15 protein-coding genes are annotated in these 18,249 nt (G+C 72.4%); 5 read left to right on the top strand and 10 right to left on the bottom strand.

Going from position 1 to position 18,249, the window contains the following annotated elements:
• Nucleotides 1–7 precede the first annotated feature (7 nt).
• The 8 genes from QSJ97_RS14660 to QSJ97_RS14625 all read right to left on the bottom strand — a co-directional run bounded on the left by QSJ97_RS14660 (nucleotide 8) and on the right by QSJ97_RS14625 (nucleotide 8,364).
• Nucleotides 8–1,069, bottom strand: coding sequence for a class I SAM-dependent methyltransferase (locus QSJ97_RS14660; RefSeq protein ID WP_285672532.1), 1,062 nt, complete (start codon nucleotides 1,067–1,069; stop codon nucleotides 8–10).
• Nucleotides 1,066–2,118 carry a class I SAM-dependent methyltransferase gene (locus QSJ97_RS14655; RefSeq protein ID WP_285672531.1) on the bottom strand — a complete coding sequence of 351 codons (1,053 nt, stop codon included), beginning with the start codon at nucleotides 2,116–2,118 and terminating at the stop codon, nucleotides 1,066–1,068. The genes QSJ97_RS14660 and QSJ97_RS14655 overlap by 4 nt, the downstream gene beginning before the upstream one ends.
• A 105-nt stretch (nucleotides 2,119–2,223) precedes the next feature.
• The gene (locus QSJ97_RS14650; RefSeq protein WP_285672530.1) at nucleotides 2,224–2,673 is read right to left on the bottom strand and encodes a YcgN family cysteine cluster protein; all 450 of its coding nucleotides are present in this window, start codon (nucleotides 2,671–2,673) and stop codon (nucleotides 2,224–2,226) included.
• Between the two features lie 39 nt (nucleotides 2,674–2,712).
• Nucleotides 2,713–2,874 (bottom strand): hypothetical protein, encoded by a 162-nt coding sequence (locus QSJ97_RS14645; RefSeq protein ID WP_285672528.1) that lies wholly within the window; start codon nucleotides 2,872–2,874, stop codon nucleotides 2,713–2,715.
• A 316-nt stretch (nucleotides 2,875–3,190) separates the two neighbouring features.
• A complete protein-coding gene (locus tag QSJ97_RS14640; protein WP_285672526.1) occupies nucleotides 3,191–4,555 on the bottom strand; it encodes an MFS transporter in 1,365 nt (454 codons plus the stop codon).
• Nucleotides 4,556–4,663: 108 nt separating this feature from the next.
• Nucleotides 4,664–5,992: a lytic murein transglycosylase gene (locus tag QSJ97_RS14635; RefSeq protein ID WP_285672525.1), complete on the bottom strand. Its 1,329-nt coding sequence runs from the start codon at nucleotides 5,990–5,992 to the stop codon at nucleotides 4,664–4,666.
• A gap of 60 nt (nucleotides 5,993–6,052) precedes the next feature.
• A complete protein-coding gene (locus QSJ97_RS14630) occupies nucleotides 6,053–6,964 on the bottom strand; it encodes a C40 family peptidase (RefSeq protein ID WP_285672523.1) in 912 nt (303 codons plus the stop codon).
• On the bottom strand, nucleotides 6,961–8,364 hold the full coding sequence (locus QSJ97_RS14625) for a leucyl aminopeptidase family protein (protein WP_285672522.1): 1,404 nt from the start codon (nucleotides 8,362–8,364) through the stop codon (nucleotides 6,961–6,963). The genes QSJ97_RS14630 and QSJ97_RS14625 overlap by 4 nt, the downstream gene beginning before the upstream one ends.
• Before the next feature lie 316 nt (nucleotides 8,365–8,680).
• On the opposite strand from QSJ97_RS14625, the gene QSJ97_RS14620 reads away from it, so the two are divergent.
• Nucleotides 8,681–10,633: a hypothetical protein gene (locus QSJ97_RS14620; protein WP_285672521.1), complete on the top strand. Its 1,953-nt coding sequence runs from the start codon at nucleotides 8,681–8,683 to the stop codon at nucleotides 10,631–10,633.
• Between the two features lie 36 nt (nucleotides 10,634–10,669).
• Here the strand turns inward: QSJ97_RS14620 and QSJ97_RS14615 are convergent, their stop codons facing one another.
• Nucleotides 10,670–11,797 (bottom strand): M20 family metallopeptidase, encoded by a 1,128-nt coding sequence (locus tag QSJ97_RS14615; RefSeq protein ID WP_285672520.1) that lies wholly within the window; start codon nucleotides 11,795–11,797, stop codon nucleotides 10,670–10,672.
• 96 nt (nucleotides 11,798–11,893) lie between these two features.
• Between QSJ97_RS14615 and QSJ97_RS14610 the strand changes: the two genes are divergently transcribed.
• Nucleotides 11,894–13,693 carry a CocE/NonD family hydrolase gene (locus tag QSJ97_RS14610; RefSeq protein ID WP_285672519.1) on the top strand — a complete coding sequence of 600 codons (1,800 nt, stop codon included), beginning with the start codon at nucleotides 11,894–11,896 and terminating at the stop codon, nucleotides 13,691–13,693.
• Here QSJ97_RS14610 and QSJ97_RS14605 read toward each other — a convergent pair.
• Nucleotides 13,621–14,601: a DMT family transporter gene (locus QSJ97_RS14605; protein ID WP_285672517.1), complete on the bottom strand. Its 981-nt coding sequence runs from the start codon at nucleotides 14,599–14,601 to the stop codon at nucleotides 13,621–13,623. The genes QSJ97_RS14610 and QSJ97_RS14605 overlap by 73 nt on opposite strands.
• Before the next feature lie 188 nt (nucleotides 14,602–14,789).
• Between QSJ97_RS14605 and QSJ97_RS14600 the strand changes: the two genes are divergently transcribed.
• From QSJ97_RS14600 to QSJ97_RS14590, 3 genes are all read left to right on the top strand, one after another.
• Nucleotides 14,790–16,328 (top strand): ABC transporter substrate-binding protein, encoded by a 1,539-nt coding sequence (locus tag QSJ97_RS14600; protein ID WP_285672516.1) that lies wholly within the window; start codon nucleotides 14,790–14,792, stop codon nucleotides 16,326–16,328.
• Between the two features lie 87 nt (nucleotides 16,329–16,415).
• On the top strand, nucleotides 16,416–17,333 hold the full coding sequence (locus tag QSJ97_RS14595) for an ABC transporter permease (RefSeq protein ID WP_285672515.1): 918 nt from the start codon (nucleotides 16,416–16,418) through the stop codon (nucleotides 17,331–17,333).
• 1 nt (nucleotide 17,334) lies between these two features.
• A complete protein-coding gene (locus QSJ97_RS14590; protein WP_285672513.1) occupies nucleotides 17,335–18,246 on the top strand; it encodes an ABC transporter permease in 912 nt (303 codons plus the stop codon).
• Nucleotides 18,247–18,249 lie beyond the last annotated feature (3 nt).

Raw genomic sequence — 18,249 nt, 5'->3', positions numbered from 1 at the left:
GCCCCGGTCAGAGCGCGTGCGGGGTGAAGCCGTTGCGCCGCAGCGCCGCGCGGGCCGGGGCGCAGCGGTCGCGCTCGACCAGGGTGGCGTGCTCGGGCAGCGGCGGCACCGCCGGCCCGATCAGCTCGGCATCCCGGCGCAGCGCGGCGAGCTCGGCGCCCGCGTACCCCTTCACCACCACGCCCGGCGCGATCTGTTCGATCTCGTGGATGAAGGTCTGCCGCACATAGGGCATGAGAGCCACCGAGCCGTGCCGCATCTGGCGGTGGATCTCGCGCTCCAGCGCGCTTTCGGCAGCACTCTCGCGCAGCGGGAAATAGGCATAGATCACGTCGTAATCGCCATAGCGGTCGAAGCGGGTTGCATCGGCGGCGAACAGCCGGGCGCCCTCCGGCGCCTGCGCCGCGAGCTGCCCGGCGCGGGCGAGATAGCCGGCATCGAGCTCGATCCCCTCGGGCGCGGGGAAGAACTGCGCGGCGATCAGCTGCTTGGCGCCGGCGCCGGCCCCGATCTCGAGAAAGCGCGCGCCCTCGGCGCGGCCGAGCACGGCGAGCACCCGCCAGGCGGCCTGCAGGAACGCGGTGAAGCGGGCCGGCGGATAGGGGATATAGGGAAACACCGCCCCGGCCAGCGCCTCCGCCTGGCCGGGCCCGTTGATCGCCTGCTCCAGCCCGCGGAAGGCCCGGCCGATCACCTCGCCGCGGCGGTCGGCCAGGCAGTCCGACACCTCGGGCGGCATCAGCGGTATCGGCGCATGCGCCAGCAGCCGGTCGAGCCCGGCGCAGAGATGCCGGGCCGAGGCGATCGTCGCCCTGGCCCGGCCGAGCGCGGCGCGGTGCCGGAGGGGCGCCTCCGGGTTGTCGCGGCGCAGATACCCGGAGGCCTGGCGCAGCGCCTGGACGAGCGATGGGAGCCGCCGCCGCGCCTCGGCGACCCGCGCCAGATCCCGTGCCGTCGGGCGGCGTCCGAGCTCCGCGCAGATCGCGTCCACTTCCGTGCCGAGCGCCGCCATGGCCACCGCGAGCGCTGCCGCCCGCCGTGCCTCGCGCCGCTCGGCGAACCGGCTCACGGGGCGAAGCCGGCCCTTGCCAGCCTGTCGATCACCGGTTGCAGCAGGTTGCGCCGCTCGATCCGGTGGCGGCGCGGCAGCGGCGGCGGCGCGATCCCGCCGACCAGCTCGGCCTCGTCGCGCAGCGCCTGCATCTCGGCGCCGAAATAGCCCTTCACGAAGAGGCCCGGCTCGAAGCGCGGAAGCTCGGTGTGCAGGAACGAGGCCCGCAGCATCGGCGCGAAGATCACCGTGCCGTCGCGTGCCTGGGTGTAGAGCCGCTGCTCCATGGTGTTGTGCAGCTCGGGGTCGCGCAGCGGGACATAGGAATAGATCGCGTCGAACTCGCCATAGCGGTCGAAATGCAGCGCATCGGCATGGGTCACCTTGCGCCCGGGCCAGGTGGTGTTGCCGAGCAGCGCCGCGCGCTCGACATAGCCGGCATCGTATTCGATGCCCTCGACCGTGGAGAAGAACTCGTGCGCCAGGATCAGCTTGCCGCCGGCGCCGCAGCCGACCTCGAGATAGCGCGCGCCCTCCGCCCGGCCGAGCGCGACGAGCAGCCGCCACATCGCCTGCAGGCCCCAGACATAGTGCTCGAGATCGAGCGGGATGAACGGGAAGCCGTATTCCTCCATGCCGCTGGCCTGCAGATTGCCGCTGGCCGCCACCTCGAGCAGCGCGAAGCCGCGGGACAGCACCTCGAGCCGGCGCCCGGCGCTGTCGGTCGGGACAGGCTTCGGAAACAGCGGCTCGGGGACCCGGGCGAGCATGCGCTCGATGGCGGCCAGCACCCGCGGCAGGGCGGCGAGGCTGACCCGTGCCTCCGCCAGCATCCGCGCCTCCGCGCTGCCCTCGGCGGATTTGCGCAGCCAGCTCGCGGTCTGGCGGATGCCCGGCTCGAGCCCGGAAAGGCGTTCCGCCAGCGCGCGGATGGTGTCGTCGTCGCGCGCCGAAGGCCGGGTGGGCAGCGCCTCGGCCAGCGCCGCCACGGTCTCGCGCAGCGCCGCGAGCAGGTCGGCAAGGCGCTTCACCCGGCGCAAATGGCGGCTGTCGCGTGCTTCGGGCATGGCGGCTCCGGCTGATACGGGGGCGGCGGCATGCCGGCCCCCATGGGTCCCGGAGCATAGACGAACCGGATCAGAGGTCCAGCGGGGAAGCCCCGCCGGCGGCGCTCAGCCGGCCTCGGCCGGGTCCTCGAGGATGTGGTCCTCCTGATCCTCCTCGGCGACCTCCCATTCCGGAACGGTGCGCCCGCGCATCGAGATGCCGGCGGCATGCACGCTCTCCGGATCGCCCGAGATCAGCGGGTGCCACTCCGCCAGCCCCCTGCCCTCGTGCAGCCGGCGATAGGCGCAGCTTTTCGGCAGCCAGCTCGCCACCTCCGGCAGGTTGGCGAGGCTCAGCACCACGCAGCCCTCGACGAGCTGCTTGCGCAGGGGATAGTTGCCGCATCGGCAAGTGCGGTCGTCGAACAGCCGGCAGCCGATATCGGTGTAGTGCACCTCGCCGGTGTCCCAGTCCTCGAGCTTGAGCACGCAGCAGCGGCCGCAGCCGTCGCAGAGCGCCTCCCATTCGGGCGCGGTCAGCCGCTCGAGCGGCAGTTCCCAGAATTTATCGCGCATGACCCCGGCTAGCGCGCCGGGGCCACCTCGCGCAAGGGCTCAGGCGCGGCGGCGGAGCGCCAGCGCCCCGATCCCCGTGAGCAGCAGCAGCGCCGGGGCCGCCAGCGGCACGACGCCCTGCGCGCCTTCGGTGACCTCGAACCGGGTCACCACCGGGTTCGCCATGCCGCCCTGGCTCGACGCGCTAACCAAAGCTGGCATGCTGAGGACATTCCAGATGGAAAACCGAATGTCGCTGGCGGTGCCGCTCATCGAGGACGCCTGGCCGCCGCCGATGTTCGGATTGTCGTAGTCAAACAGCTAGGCATTGGTCAGCGCCTCGTCGACCAGGGGCGACTGCGTGCGCACTGTCAGCCCGTCGGTGCTGCTGTCGATATCCGCACCGAACGCGCTGTCGGCGGCACGCCCGCGGGCCCGGCGGCAATGGCGGTTTTCAGCACGACCCGGCTCCCACTTTTCATGCTGAATGGCAATTTTTGAGGGTTTCTTATGTCAACCAGAATTGCCGCCCCCGGGATCAGCCCGGCCCGCGTGGCCAGAGCCGGAGCGCAACGCGGCCCATGGGCGTCTCGGGCGCATAGCGGGCCACCAGGAAGGCCATCGGCAGCCCGGTCAGCGTGACCAGGCAGAGCACCGAGGGCACGTCGAGCCCGAGCGCGAGGAACACCGCCACCGCCACCGCCGAGACCACCATGAAGGAGGCGTCCACCACGTTGGAGCAGGCGATGAACTGCGCCCGCCGGGCATCCGGGCTCTCGGCCTGCAGCACGGTGTTGAGCGGGGTGACATACATCCCCGCGAAGGCCGCGAGCAGCACGAAATCGGCCAGGATGCGCCAGCCCTGCGCGTCGGCGAAGAACTCCGCCCGCGAGAGCAGCGCCGCCCCCTCGGCCGGCGCCGCGGGGGTGGCGATGTAGAGCTCCAGCGCCATCGCCGCGAGGCCGAGCGCCCCGACCGGCGGCAGGCTGACGCCGACCCGGCCCCGGGTCAGCGCCTCGGTCGCCACGGCGCCGATCGCCACGCCCACCGAGAAGCCGGCGAGCAGCACCGTCAGCACGCCCTCGTCGACGCCCAGCGCCTCCTTGGCATAGGCCGGCAGCAGCGAGAGGAAGGTGGCGCCGAGGAACCAGAACCAGGAGATCGCGAGGATCGCCCGGAATGCCGGCGGATGCCCGCGGCAGAGCTTCACCAGGTGCCAGATCGCGCGGGGAAACACCCAGTCGATCGGCCGGCGCTCGGTCTCCGTCGGAGGCGCCGCCGGCGCGAAGAGGCTCGCCGCGAACCCCGCCACCGCCACCGCGATGACCACCGCCGAGACGATCTGCACGCCGTATTCGGTAAGGATCAGCTCGTTGCCGATGATCGTGCCGAAGATGATCGCGAGGAAGGTCGAGCCCTGCACCAGCCCGTTGCCGCCGACGAGCTCGGAGCGGTGGAGATATTGCGGCAGCACGGAATACTTGATCGGCGCGAACATCGCCGACTGCGCGCCCATCAGGAACAGCACGAAGTAGAGGAAGATCACGTTCTGGGTGTGATAGCCGATCACGGCGAGGCCCATCACCACGATCTCCCAGCCCTTCACCCAGCGCATCATCACCGCCTTGTCGAGCCGGTCGGCGATCTGGCCCGCGGTCGGCGTGACCACGGCGAAGGGCAGGATGAAGAGCCCCGAGGCGATCACCCCGAGCAGCGCGATCGGCATCTCGAGCTGGTCCGCCAGCCGGTAGGTGATCAACGCCACGAAGGCCTTCTGGTAGACCTGATCGTTGAAGGCCCCGAAGAACTGCACGAGGAAGAGCGGCAGGAAGCGCCGCCGCCCGAGCAGGGCAAACTGGTTCGGCGCCGAGCCGTCCGGGGACTGGGGTGGAGCGTCGCGCATCTGGTCTCCCGCGCTGTTTCGGGGGCCTTGCGACCCGGGCGCCGCCGGCCTCTCCGGCGGGCGGCAATGGCCTGCCCGGCCGGTTTCCCGTGCCGGGAGCGGCGCGTCTCAGCCGCCGGCGACCACCCGCTTCAGCAGCGCTTCGGTGACGTATCCGTCCGGCGTGAGCCCGGCCGCCGCCTGGAAGGCGCGCACCGCCTTCTGCGTGTTGGGGCCGATCCTGCCATCGACGCCCTGGGTGTCGAAGCCCTGGGCGGTGAGGCTGCGCTGCAGCAGCATCTTCTCGTCGCGGGTCAGCGGGCGGTCGCCGCGCGGCCAGTCGAGCCCGGCCACCCCCATGCCCTCGCCGGAGATCTCCTGCGCCAGCAGCGAGATGCCGAGCGCATAGGCGGTGGCGTTGTTGTAGCGCTTGATGACGCGGAAGTTCGGATAGGCGAGCCAGGCCGGCCCGGCCGCGCCGGCGGGCAGCAGCACCGCGACCTCCGCCGCCGCGGGCAGGGCGCTGCCGTCGGCAGCACGGATGCCCATCGCCTGCCACTCGGCCACCGGGCGGCGGACCGACTGGTCGGCCAGCCCGTAGTCGAACCCGGCCGGCAGCGTGATCCGGCGCACGGCCGGCTGGCCCAGCGTCCAGCCGAAGGATTTCAGGTAGTTCGCGGTGGAGCCCAGCGCGTCGCGCGGGTCCGCCCCCCAGATGTCGCGCCGCCCGTCGCCGGTGACATCGACGCCATAGCGCAGGTAGTTGCTCGGCAGCAGCTGGGTATGCCCCATCGCCCCGGCCCAGGAGCCGATCAGCCCGGCCGGAGCGATCTCCCGTGCCTCGAGGATGCGCAGCGCCGCCAGGAGCTCGATCTCGAAGAAGGCCCGGCGCCGCCCGTCATAGGCCAGCGTGGCGAGCCCGCGCATCACCGGCGTGCTGCCCTTGACCGCGCCATAGGCGCTCTCGAGCCCCCAGATCGCCACCACCGCTGCGCGATCGACGCCGTATTCCGCCTCGATCTCAGCCAGCGCCGCCGCCTGCTCGGCGGCCTTGCCGCGGCCGTTGGCGATGCGCGTCGGCGAGACCGCGCTGTCGAGATATTTCCAGATCCGCCGGGTGAACTCCGGCTGGTGCCGGTCGAGCCGCACGATGTCCGGGTCGATCTCCACCCCGGCGAAGGCGGCATCGAAGGTGGCGGCGGAGATGCCCTCGCCGAGCGCGCGCGCGCGGAAGCCGTCGCGCCAGGCCTCGAAGCCCGCGGGCGAGACCGGCGGCATCGGCACGGCCTCCCCGGCGCTGCCGGCCTCCGCGGTCATCGCGGCGACCTTCGCATCGGGGCGCGCCGGCGGGATCGGCGAGGTCTCCTGCGCGCCGGCGCAGCCCCCCGCCATCGCGACGAGCGCGACCGTCGCCGCCCCGCGCCATCCTGAATGCCGTTCTCTGCCCGCTCGTCGCATCTGCTGCTGCCCCGCTGCCGATCCGGCCTTGGCCGATCTGTCGTCTTGCCTCCCGATACACTAGTCCGGAGGGGCCTCCCCGTCGAGCCGGGCGATGCGGGTGACCGCCCCCGCGGGCGCCGCGGCGATGCGCCGGCGAGCGGCGGCAAGGGGCTCCGCGGCCACCGCCATGTGATGGATGTTGGCATGCAGCAGCCGGGTGCCGTTGAGCATGATGCCGACATGGCCCTTCCAGAAGACGAGGTCCCCGCGCGCCGGCTTCGCGCCGCGCGGCAGATCCGTGCCGAGCACCGCCGCCTGCTGGTCGCTGTCGCGCGGGCAGTCGCGTCCCGCCGCCTGCAGCGCGAGCTGCACGAGGCCGGAACAGTCGATCCCGAGCGCCGAGCGCCCGCCCCAGAGATAGGGCACGCCGACAAGCCGCTCCGCCTCGGCCACCCAGTCCGACGCCGGGGCCGCGAGCGGCGCCACATGGCTGAGCGGCACGAAGCCCCCCGAGGCCAGCGCCGCGAAATCCGCCTGGTTGCCGCGCACCGCCTCGGCCACCGCGAGCCGTGCGCCGAAGGAGAGCGCGCCGCCGGGGCGGCTCTTGAAGTCCGGCGCCGGATAGACATGGGTCGAGACCGCGGTCACCCGGTGGCTCGGCGCCGCCGCGCCCATCAGCTCCGGATCGTCGATGCAGTTGAGCGGCACATAGCCGACATAGCCGTCGAGCGCACCCTGCACCCAGGCCCAGTGCCCGTCCTCCTCGGCCACCAGCACGCGCTCGCCGAACAGCAGCTGCGTGGTCATCCCGGCGCCGCCATCCGGCGTCGCGGTGACCGGGGCGACCGGCATGCAGACCACCTTCTCGCGCAGCGCCACGTAGCGCTCGGCGGAAACCCGGCCCTCGAGCTCGGCCGCCGCCAGATCGGGCCGCGCCAGCGTCACCCGCGGATCGAGCCCGGCGTTCGCGGCGCCCTCCGCCCGGCTCATCGCCCGTACCGGCTCTCGAGCATGGCGAGACAGGCCCGCGCCGCCTGGCAGTCGCCGCCCTTGGGCCGCCCCGGGCGGTCGGCGTTCGACCAGCCATAGACGTCGAAATGCGCCCAGCTGCTTTCGCCGACGAAGCGCTTCAGGAACAGCGCCGCGGTGATCGCACCGGCCATGCCGCCGCTGGGGGCGTTGTCGAGATCGGCCACCTTCGGCTCGATCAGCCGCTCGTAGCCGGGCCAGAGCGGCAGCCGCCAGATCGGGTCGGTGCTCGCCGCCGCGCCATGCGCGAGATCCGCCGCCAGCGCCTCGTCGTCGGTGAACATCGCCGGCAGCTCGGGGCCGAGCGCCACCCGCGCCGCGCCGGTGAGGGTCGCCATGTCGAGGATCACCTCCGGGGCCTCCTCCGCCGCCAGCGTCAGCGCATCGGCCAGCACCAGCCGCCCCTCGGCATCGGTGTTGTTGACCTCGACGGTCAGCCCGCTGCGCGCCCGCAGCACGTCGCCCGGCCGCATCGCATTGCCCGAGACCGCGTTCTCCACCGCCGGGATCAGCACCCTGAGCCGCACCGGCAGGGCGAGGCCCATCACCATGTGCGCGAGGCCCAGCACCGTGGCGGCGCCGCCCATGTCCTTCTTCATCAGATGCATGCCGGCGGCGGATTTCAGGTCCAGCCCGCCGGTGTCGAAGCAGACGCCCTTGCCGACCAGCGTGACCCGCGGCGCGTCCTCCGGCCCCCAGGCAAGCTCGATCAGCCGCGGCGCCCGCGCCGAGGCGCGCCCGACCGTGTGGATCAGCGGCAGGTTCTCCTCGAGCAGCGCATCGCCGGTGATCGCCGAAACCGTGGCGCCGTGGCGCTCGCCGATCTTGCGCGCCGCGGTCTCGAGCGCCTCCGGCCCCATGTCGTTGGCCGGCGTGTTGATCAGGTCGCGGGTCACGTAGACCCCCTCGGCGACGATGCCGAGGCGCACGCCGTCGACCCCCTCCGGCGCCAGCAGATGCGCCTCATTCGCGGAGTCGGAGCGCTTGTAGCGGTCGAAGCGGTAGCGCGCGAGCAGCCAGCCGAGCGCCGCGGCATCCGCCTCGCGCGGGCCGAGCGCGGTCTCCAGCCGGTAGGTGCCGGCGGGCGCCGCCGCCGCGAAGCCGCCGAGCGGGAAGATCTCCCGGCGCCGCGCCGCCGCGTCGCCCCAGCCGACGAGGATCCGCTCGAAGACCCCGCCCGCGCCCGGCAGGCCGAGCCATTGCCCGAGCCGCCCGGTAAAGCCGTTGGTCCGCGCCCAGGCGGCGTGATCCGACGGCAGATCGCCGAGCGCGGCCTCGAGCCCGCCCTGCTCCACCAGGGTGAGCGGCACCGCCTCCCCGTTCTCCGCCTCGCCGACCGTCGTCTCCGTCTCGCCTGCCATGTTCGACCTCCGGCTGTTCCCAGCGCGCCAGCCTAGTCGCCGCGGCGGCCGGCGCAAGGGCGGGCGCCGCGAAACCGGCCATGCCCCGGCCATTATCCGCGGGGCGGGTCAGCATATGCCCTGTGCGGCCCGTCGCCCACAGTCGCGCGAAACCGTAACGTCGGGGAAGAATTGCGGGTGTACAACCGGTGGTAGACAGTCAAAAATGCGATCACGTTTCGCGTGTTCGCGGCACGACTGGCCAGTATGGTTGCTCTCCGATACTATCTAGACACGGGTGGAGGCAATGTTGGATCACAGCCAGAGGGGCCTTGGGATGATCGGCGCGCTCGCCGGCGGCGGGAGCGGCGCGTCCGCCGCAGCGGGGCCGCGGATCGGGCGCGAGGCCGCGGAGCACCGCGACGCGCTGCTGCAGCTCGCCGCGGACCTGCAGGCCGCGCTGCCCTCCGGGGCGGCCGCGCCGCTGGCCGCGGCGATCCGGGCGCTCGAGGCCCGCACCTATACCATCGCGGTCTGCGGGCGCACCGAGGCGCGGCTCGCACGCACCGCGCAGGCGCTCAGCCGGTCGCCGGGGCTCCTGCCCGACCTGCCGCCGGCAAAATCCGCCACCGTGATCGCGCTTCGCCACGGCGCCCCCGATGCGCCGCCGCATGCCGCGAGCATCCGGCATTTCTCCGCCGACGACTGGGCCGAGATGGCCGCCGCCGCGCCGCCCGCGCCGGCCGGCCCGGGGGATCGCGCCGGCCGCGCGTTTCGCCTGGCACGGCAGGTCGAGGAGATGCGCACGCGGGCCTATATGCGGCTCGGCCCGCAGTTCCGCACGGAGCTCGGCCGGGACCGGCAGCTCGCGGCGCCCGACGCGGCGGTGCTGGCCCGCCATCTCGGCTCGGACGGGCCCGGCGCCGCGAAGATCCCCGAGCGCGCCCGCTATGCCGACATCACCCGCGAGGTGGCGTTTCACTGCCCGCCCGGCCCCTTCGCGCTGCCGGTCGTCGTCGCGGTGACGCCGGGCGAGGACGAGAGCTTTCTCGTGCGCGGCCTGCGAAGCGCCGCCTGCCGCGACGCGGCGGATCTCTGCCTGCTGGTGATCCCGGCGGATGCGCCGCTCGGGCGTGCCGACCGCGACCTGCTCGATGCGATGCTGGCCGCGGAAGGGCGGCGGCTGGTCGTGTTTCTCGACCGCGGCGGCGCCGAGCCGGCGCCGGGGGCCGCGTGCCGCGTCGACCCGCAGATCCTCGCCGCGGCGGTGGCGCGGCGCTGTCGCGAGCGCTGCCCGGAGCTGGCGGTGCCGGTGGTCCTCGGCTCCGCCGACACGGCGCTGCAGGCGCTGGCGCTGGATGCGCCGCTTGCAGGCTCGGGGCTGCCGGCGCTCTCCGCGGCGATCGGCGAGCGGCTGTTCTGGTGCGCGGCACTCGATGTCCATGCCAGGGCGGCAGCGGAATTCGAGGCGATCGCCGGGGCCGCCGTCGCCGAGCTGGCGCGCGACATCCGGATCATCCGGGGCGCCGCCGAAGACGCCGGGGATGCCGGTCCGGAGGCGGTTCCGGGCGTGGCCCGTTTCGATGCTGCCGAGCGGGCGCTCGCGGCGGCGCGGGAGGCCGGGGCCGCCCGCATCGAGGCTGCGATGTCGGCGCTCTGGGCGCGGCTGCGCACCGAGACCGCGGCCTGCCTGCGCAAGCAGGCGGAGGCGCTGGTGACGGGCGCGGCGGAAGGCGCCGCCCCCGGTCTGCCCGCGCGGCTCGGCACGGCGCTCACCGCGCTTGCCGGTGGCCTGAGGGACGATCTCGCGGCACTGCTGGCCGGGATCCGTGCCGAGATGGCCGCGGCACTGTCCCGGGCCGGCGTGCGCCGGCCGCTCGCGGAGGTGCCCGAGGGGCTCGGGCCGCTCGATCTGGCGGAGGCGCTGGCCGCGCTCGAGGAGGTGCCTGCCGACACTGCCCGGCCGCAGCCCGCCGGGCCGCGGGCCGAGGAGGAGATGCGCCGGCTGATGGGCCCGGTGCTGCCCGCGCTCGAGACGGCGGTGGAGGCCACCACCCTCGCCCTCGGCAGCGCCGCACGACAGGCGCTCGAGGCGTTCGACATGGCCGGGCGGACGCGCCTCGCGCGGCACCGGGCGGCGCTGTCCCGCGCCGGGGCGCTCGCCGAGCTCGAGGCGGCACGTGCCGCGGGCGCCGAGGTGGCGGCGCGGATCGCCGCCTATCGCGCCGCCTCGCAGGCCGCCGGGCCGGTCCCCGCAATGGCGTCGCGAGCCAGATCGCCGGCGGGCTGAGGGCGGAAGAGAGCCCCCTCCGGCCGGCCGGCGCGCTCAGCCGCCCAGCGTCTCCATCAGCCGGCGCAGCAGCACCATGCGCGGCACCAGCGAGGAGACGAAGAGGTGCTCGTCCGGCGTATGCGCCGCGGCGCCGTCAACCCCGAGCCCATCCAGCGTCGGCACCCGGCCGGCGACGAAGCTGCCATCGCTGCCACCCCCGGTATGCAGATCCTCGAGCACCCAGCCGGCCTCCGCCGCCAGCCCCTTCGCATGCTCGAACAGCGCCGCGATCTCCGGCGTCTTGCGATAGGCCGGGCGGTTGGGGCCGCCGGTGAGGTTGAGCGTCACGTCCGGGTCCTCCGGCGCGAGCGCGCGCAGCCGGGCATCCATCTCGGTCAGCAGCTCGTTCGAATCGGCCCGCAGATCGACCCCTGCGGTGCAATGCTCGGGCACCGTGTTGTCGGAGGTGCCGCCATGGATCTGCCCGACATTCAGTGTCACGCCGCGGTCGTAGTCGGTCATCGCCTCGATCGCCAGCACCTGCCGCGCCATCTCGCGGATCGCGCTGCGCCCGGTGGCATGGTTGGTGCCGGAATGGGCCGGCCGGCCGCGGGTGGTCAGCCGATAGCGCCCGAGGCCGCGCCGCCCGGTCACGATCTTGCCGCCGCTGCGCGCCGGCTCGGTGACCAGCACATAGGCCGCCCGGTCGGCCGCCGCCTCGATCAGCGCGCGCGAGGTGGCGCTGCCGGTCTCCTCGTCGGAGGTCAGCAGGAAGCGCAGCGGCAGCGGCGTCGCCGCCCCCGCCTCCACCAGCGCCCGCGCCGCGCGGTAGGCGATGTAGACCCCGCCCTTCATGTCGGCGATGCCGGGGCCATAGGCCCGGTCGCCCTCCACGCGGAACGGCATGCTGGCGAGCGAGCCCACCGCATGCACCGTATCGAGATGGCAGAGCACCAGCAGCCCGGGGGTCTCCGCCGGGCCGGACCAGGGCAGCGCCACCGAGAGATGGTCCCCCTGCCCGTCGCGCCCGGGAATCCGCTCGATCTCCGCCCCGAGCGCCGCGAACTGGCCGGCGACCATGTCCATCAGCCGGTTGATCCCGGCGACGTACCCCGTCGGCGTCTCGATCTCCACCCAGTCCCGCAGCCCCGCGAGGATCTCCCGCTCGTCCGGCATCTGCATGATCGCCCCCTGTCCGCCTCTTGCCCGCGCGGCCCCGGCCGCTAGGCTGGCCAGCGAAGCAGATCGGCGGCCGGGGGTCCAGAGGGGGCAGTACGCATGGGAGACGATCCGAGGGGCTCCGCGGCCTGGGGCTGCGACCCCTGCCGCTATCTCGACGGCCGGCCGGCGGAGGCGGGCCGGGCGGCGCCGGTCTCACGCTATCTGGAGATGCGCGACGGGGTGCGGCTGGCGCTCGACATCCACCTGCCCGACCCGGCCCCCGGCCCGGTGCCGGCGGTGGTGATCTTCACGCCCTATTACCGCCGCTTCCGCCTCGCCCCCGGCAGCAGCGCCGAGCCGAGCCCCAACATCGCCGCCTATCGCGACATCTTCGTGCCGCGCGGCTATGCGCTGGTGGCGGTGGATGTGCGCGGCACCGGCGCCTCCTTCGGCAGCCGCGACAGCTTCCGCTCCCCCGCCGAGCGCGCCGATTATGCCGAGGTGGTGGACTGGATCGCGCGCCAGCCCTGGTGCGACGGGCGGCTGGGGGCCACCGGCATCTCCTATCTCGGCGCGGCGGCGGATTTCGCGGCGGCCTCCGGGCACCCGGCGCTGAAGGCGATCGCCCCGATCAGCGCGGTCTGGGACAGCTTTCGCGACCATTTCTACCCCGGCGGGCTGCGGCTCACCGACCTGATCGACGGCTATGCGGCGATCTGCGACGCGCTCGACCGCGACCGGCGCGCGGCGCTCCGGCGCTATGCCTATTTCGCCGATCCGTCGCTCGAGGGCCCGGCGCCGGTGGACGAGGACCCGGACGGCGCGCTGCTCGCCGCGGCGATCGCGGCCCATGACGCCAACGCGCAGATGCAGGACTTCCTGCGCGAGTTCCAGTTCCGCGACGACGGGCTGGCGCATGATCCCGGCTTCACGCCGGACAGCTTCAGCCCCCATGCCGCCGCGCCGGAGATGCGGGCGGATCTCGCGGTGCTCTCGATCTCCGGCTGGATGGACGGCGCCTATGCTGGCGGCGCGATCTCGCGGTTCCTGAGCACGCCCTGCGCCGAGAAGCGGCTGCTGATCGGCCCCTGGGACCACGGCGCACGGGTCAATGCCAGCCCGTTCCGCGCGCAGGAGACGCCCGAGTTCCCGGTGCTGGGCGAGGTGCTCCGCTTCTTCGACACCCATGTCGCGGGGCGGGAGACCGGGCTCGCGGCGGAGGCGCCGGTGCATCTCCACGTGATGGGGGCGGAGCGCTGGGAGGCGGCCGCGGCCTGGCCGCCCCATCGCCAGACGCGGGTGCTGCACCTCGCCGAGGGCGCGCTGGAGGAGACCCCGGGGCCGGCGGGCACGCTCTCCCACCGGGTCGATCCGGCGCAGACCACCGGCCTCGGCACCCGCTGGGGCCGGCTGCAGATCCGCGACGTGCGCACCTTCTACCCGGACTGGGAGGACCGCCGCGACACCGATCTCGCCTTCCGCTCCGCGCCGCTGGCCGAGGCGGCGACGCTGCTCGGCCATGCGGTGCTCGATCTCGTGCTGGCCTCGGAGGCGCCGGATGCCAGCCTCTTCGCCTATCTCGAGGACATCGCCCCGGACGGACGCCGGCGCTATGTCACCGAGGGGATGCTGCGCGCGCTCCACGGCGGCGAGGACGACAGCCCCACCTACAGGGCCACCTGGCCGCTGCCGAGCTTCCGCCGCGCCGATGCGGCGCCGCTGCCGGCCGGCCGGCAGGTCCGCCGGCGCATCGCCTTCCTGCCGACAGGGTGGGAATTCCGGCAGGGCCACCGCATCGGGCTCCGCATCGCCGGGACCGACCGGGACAACTTCACGATCTGGCCCTATGGCGGATCGGGCGGCTTCGAGCTCGCCACCGGGGCGGCGGGCTGCACGCTCTCGCTGCCGCTGCTCTGAGCCAGCCGCCGCTCGCGCCGGGCGGTGTAGAAGGCCGAGCCGAAGATGATCCCGGCGCCGATCCAGGTCCAGATGTCGATCAGCTCGCCGAACAGCAGCCAGCCGAACAGCACCGCGAAGGGCAGCCGGGCGAAGTCGATTCCCATCACCACCGAGGCATCGGCGGCGCGCAGCGCCCGCGCCAGGGTGATGTGCCCGAGCATCCCGAACAGCCCCATGCAGGCCATCACCAGCCAGAGCTCCGCGGTGAGCGGCTGCCAGACCCAGAGCCCCGGCAGCAGCATCACCACGGTCTGCATCAGCAGGGTGATGAGCACCACCGTGTCGGGATGGTCGCGATCGGCGAGCTGCTTGATCATCAGGCTCGCCGCCGCCATCGCCAGCGCCGAGAACACCGCGATCAGCGCCCCCGGCGAGGCCTCCGCGATCCCCGGCCGCAGGATCACCAGCGCGCCCAGGAACCCGACGACGATCGCCCCCCAGCGCCGCCAGCCCACGGTCTCGCCCAGGAACAGCGCCGCGCCCATCGTCGCCAGCAGGGGCATCAGGAAGGCGATCGCCGTGGCCTCGCCGATCGGCGCCAGCGAGATCGCGGCGAACCAGCTCGTCATCGCCACCAGCCCCATCGCCACCCGCAGCGTGTAGAGCCGGAGATGCGGCGTGCGCAGCATCCCGCGCCCGCGATGCGCCAGGATCGGCGCCATCGCCAGCACCGCGAAGGCGAGCCGCAGGAACACGATCTGCAGCAGCGGCACCCCCGCAAGCGCGGCATGACGGCCGAGCGCCGCGACGCCGGAGAGCAGCGCGCAGGAGATCAGCATCCAGAGGATGCCGTGGAGATCGGAGCGCGTCGCGCCGGTGGTTGCGGGGGCGCGCGGCAATGCGCGCGGATCGAGTGGATCGGGCATGGCCGCCATCCTAACGGTTGCGGTCCGAGATGCGAGCCCTCCGAGCGGCGCCGCGAAAATCGGGCACGCTCGACGCTTGCCCACAGCTTTCACGGGTGCCAGAGTGATCGCGCAAGGCCGGCGGAGAGACCGGCCGCACCGCAACGCATTGACAGGGTTCAACCGTTCCAACAGGAGGTATCGTGACCATGAGAGCCAGTGGATATGCCGCGCTCGGCGCCGCAACCGCGCTAGCCTGCGCGCTTGCCGGCCCGGCGCAGGCCGGCAAGGCCAACGACACGCTCGTCTGGTCGACCGACCGCGAGGTGGCCGTCGTCGACCCCTATTACAACAACACCCGCGAACTGGTGATCATGGGCCATCTCGGCTGGGATGCGCTCCTGTTCCGCAACCTCGAGACCGGCGAATACGAGCCGCTGCTGGCGACCGAGTGGGAATGGGTCGACAACATGACCATGGACATCACGTTGCGCGAGGGCGTGAGCTTCCATGACGGCACCAGCTTCGGGCCGGAGGACGTGGCCTACACGGTCAACCACGTCGTCGCCGAGGACAGCGGCGTGCTGACCATCAAGAACGTCAACTGGATGAAGAGCGCGGAGGTCACCGGCGACAACACGGTGCGCATCCATCTGAACGCGCCCTTCCCGGCGGCGCTGGCCTACATGGCGGGCGCGGTCTTCATCGTGCCGGAGGGCCACTACGACAGCGCCCCGGTCGGCGCCGACGGCAAGAAGGACTATGCCGCGGTCGCCCCGGTCGGCACCGGCCCCTACAAGGCGGTCGACGTGAAGGCCGGCGAATACGTGCACTGGGAGGCCAACCCGGACTATTTCGCGGGCGGGCCGAAGGGCAGCCCGGCGATCTCCAAGATCCATTTCCGCACGCTGAAGGAACCCAACACCCAGATCGCCGAGCTGCTCACCGGCGGCATCGACTGGATCTGGGACGTGCCGAAGGACCAGGCCGAGCGGCTCGAGGAGACCGGCCAGATCACGGTGGCCAACGCCAAGACCATGCGGATCTCCTACATGGCCTTCGACGTGGAGGGCACCTCCGGAACCGATGTCTTCACGAACCCCAAGGTGCGCCAGGCCGTGGCCCATGCGATCAACCGCGAGTCGATCACGCGCAACCTCGTCGGCCCGGCCTCGGTGGTGATCCATGCCGCCTGCCATCCGGACCAGTTCGGCTGCACCGACGACGTGCCGCAGTGGGAGTATGACCCGGAGAAGGCCAAGGCGCTGCTCGCCGAGGCGGGCTACCCGGACGGCTTCGAGTTCGACATCTATGCCTATCGCCAGCGCGAGTTCACCGAGGCGGTGATCGGCGATCTGGCGCGCGTCGGCATCAAGGCCAAGCTCACCTTCCTGCAGTATCGCGCGCTGCGCGACCTCGTCTGGGAGGGCAAGGCGCCGATCAACCACATGACCTGGGGCTCCAACTCGATCCCCGACATCTCGGCCAGCACCAGCCACTTCTTCTCCGGCGGGCGCGACGACCCGGCCAAGGACGAGGAGGTCATCGCGCTCCTGAAGGAGGGTGACACCACCACCGACCCGGCGGTCCGCAAGGAGGTCTACAAGAAGGCGCTCTCGAAGATCTCGGGCGAGCTCTACTGGCTGCCGATGTTCACCTATGCGAAATACTACGCCTTCTCGCAGGACCTGAACTTCGAGCCGACCTCCGACGAGATCCCGCGCTTCTACGCGGCCTCCTGGAAGTAAGACCGGCGTCCGAGCCAGTCCGCTCCCGGCGTCTGCGGGCGCCGGTGGCGGACTGGCCAGGATCAGCCAGGGCGGAGGGCCCCAGCCATGCTCGCCTATCTGCTGAGACGGCTCGGTGTCGCGGTACTTGTTGCACTCACCGTCTCGCTCATCACCTTCTCGATGATCTATCTCTCGGGCGATCCGGCGGTGGCGCTGGCCGGCGAATCCGCCACCGAGGAGGACATCGAGTCGATCCGGCGCTACTACGGCTATGACCGGCCGATCCTCGTGCAGTATCTCGACTGGCTCGGCCGCGCGCTGACCGGCGATTTCGGCCAGTCGCACTATCTGAAGGCGCCGGTCGCCGAAGTGATCTTCGAGCGGCTGCCGACGACGATGCTGCTCGGCGCCTGCGCGCTGACCTTCGCGCTGGTGCTGTCGATCCCGCTCGGCGTGCTGGCGGCGATCCGGCCCAACAGCCTGATCGACCGGCTGGCGCTGACCATCGCGGTGATCGGGCAGGCGATGCCCTCCTTCTGGTTCGCGCTGACCATGGTGCTCTGGTTCGGCATCACCTGGCGGCTGCTGCCGATCACCGGATCCGACAGCTGGGCGAATTTCGTGATGCCCTCGATCGCGCTCGGCTATTACGTGACGCCGGCGGTGATGCGGCTGACCCGGGCCGGCATGCTCGACGTGCTGGCGACCGACTATATCCGCACCGCCCGCGCCAAGGGCCTGCGCCCGCATACCGTGCTGTTCAAGCACGCGCTCAGGAACGCGATCATCCCGGTGGTCAGCCTCGCCGCGGTGCAGTTCGGCTTCATGCTCGGCGGCTCCATCGTGATCGAGACGATCTTCGCCATCAACGGGCTCGGCTATCTCGCCTGGGAGAGCATCCAGCGCGCCGATCTGCCGATGATGCAGGCCATCGTGCTGGTGCTTTCGGTGTTCTACATCCTGCTCACCTTCCTGGCCGACATGCTGAACGCCTGGCTCGACCCCCGTCTGAGGACCGCCTGACATGGCCGTGACCGACCCCGTGACCGGCGCGGCCGAGGCCGTGCTCGCCCCCTCCCCTGCCGCCCGGATGCGCGGCCGCGCCTTCGGCCATGCCGGCTTCGTGCTCGGCGCGGTGATCCTGATCGGGATCTTCGCCATGGCGCTGCTGGCGCCGATGGTCGCGCCGCACGACCCGTTCGACCAGGTGCTCGACCGCAAGCTGATCCCGCCGGTGTGGTTCGACAGCGCCAAGGCGACCTGGGAACATCCGCTCGGCACCGACCAGCTCGGGCGGGACTATCTCTCCCGGCTGCTCTACGGCGCGCGGATCTCGCTGCTGATCGGCTTCGCGGCGATGCTGATCTCCATGGTGATCGGCACCGCCATCGGCGTCGCCGGGGGCTATTTCGGCGGCCGGGTCGACATGGTGTGCAACTTCATCATCACCACCCGGCTCTCGCTGCCGGTGGTGCTGGTGGCGATCGCGGTGGTGAGCCTCGTCGGCTCCTCGCTCAGCGTGGTGATCTGGGTGCTCGGGCTCCTGATCTGGGACCGTTTCGCGGTGGTGATGCGGGCGGCGACGATGCAGCTCCGCGGGCGCGATTTCGTCACCGCGGCAGAGGCCATCGGCTGCTCGCGGGCGCGGATCATCCTCTCGGAGATCATGCCCAACGTGATGAACAGCCTGATCGTCGTCGCCACCGTCGAGATGGCCCATGCGATCCTGCTCGAGGCGGCGCTCTCCTTCCTCGGGCTCGGCGTGCAGCCGCCCGAGCCATCCTGGGGGCTGATGATCTCCGAGGCCAAGGGGCTGATGTTCTTCGACGGCTGGCTGATCGCCATCCCCGGCGCCGCGCTCTTCCTGCTGGTGCTCTCGATCAACCTGCTGGGCGACGGGCTGCGCGACGTCACCGCGCCCGAGAACCGGAGCTGAGCC

This window comes from Paralimibaculum aggregatum, from assembly GCF_030270585.1.
GTDB classification, from domain to species: Bacteria; Pseudomonadota; Alphaproteobacteria; order Rhodobacterales; family Rhodobacteraceae; genus Thermohalobaculum; species Thermohalobaculum aggregatum.
The sequence above is the reverse complement of the archived record's forward strand: the minus strand, read 5'-3'. Positions and strand labels throughout refer to the sequence as shown.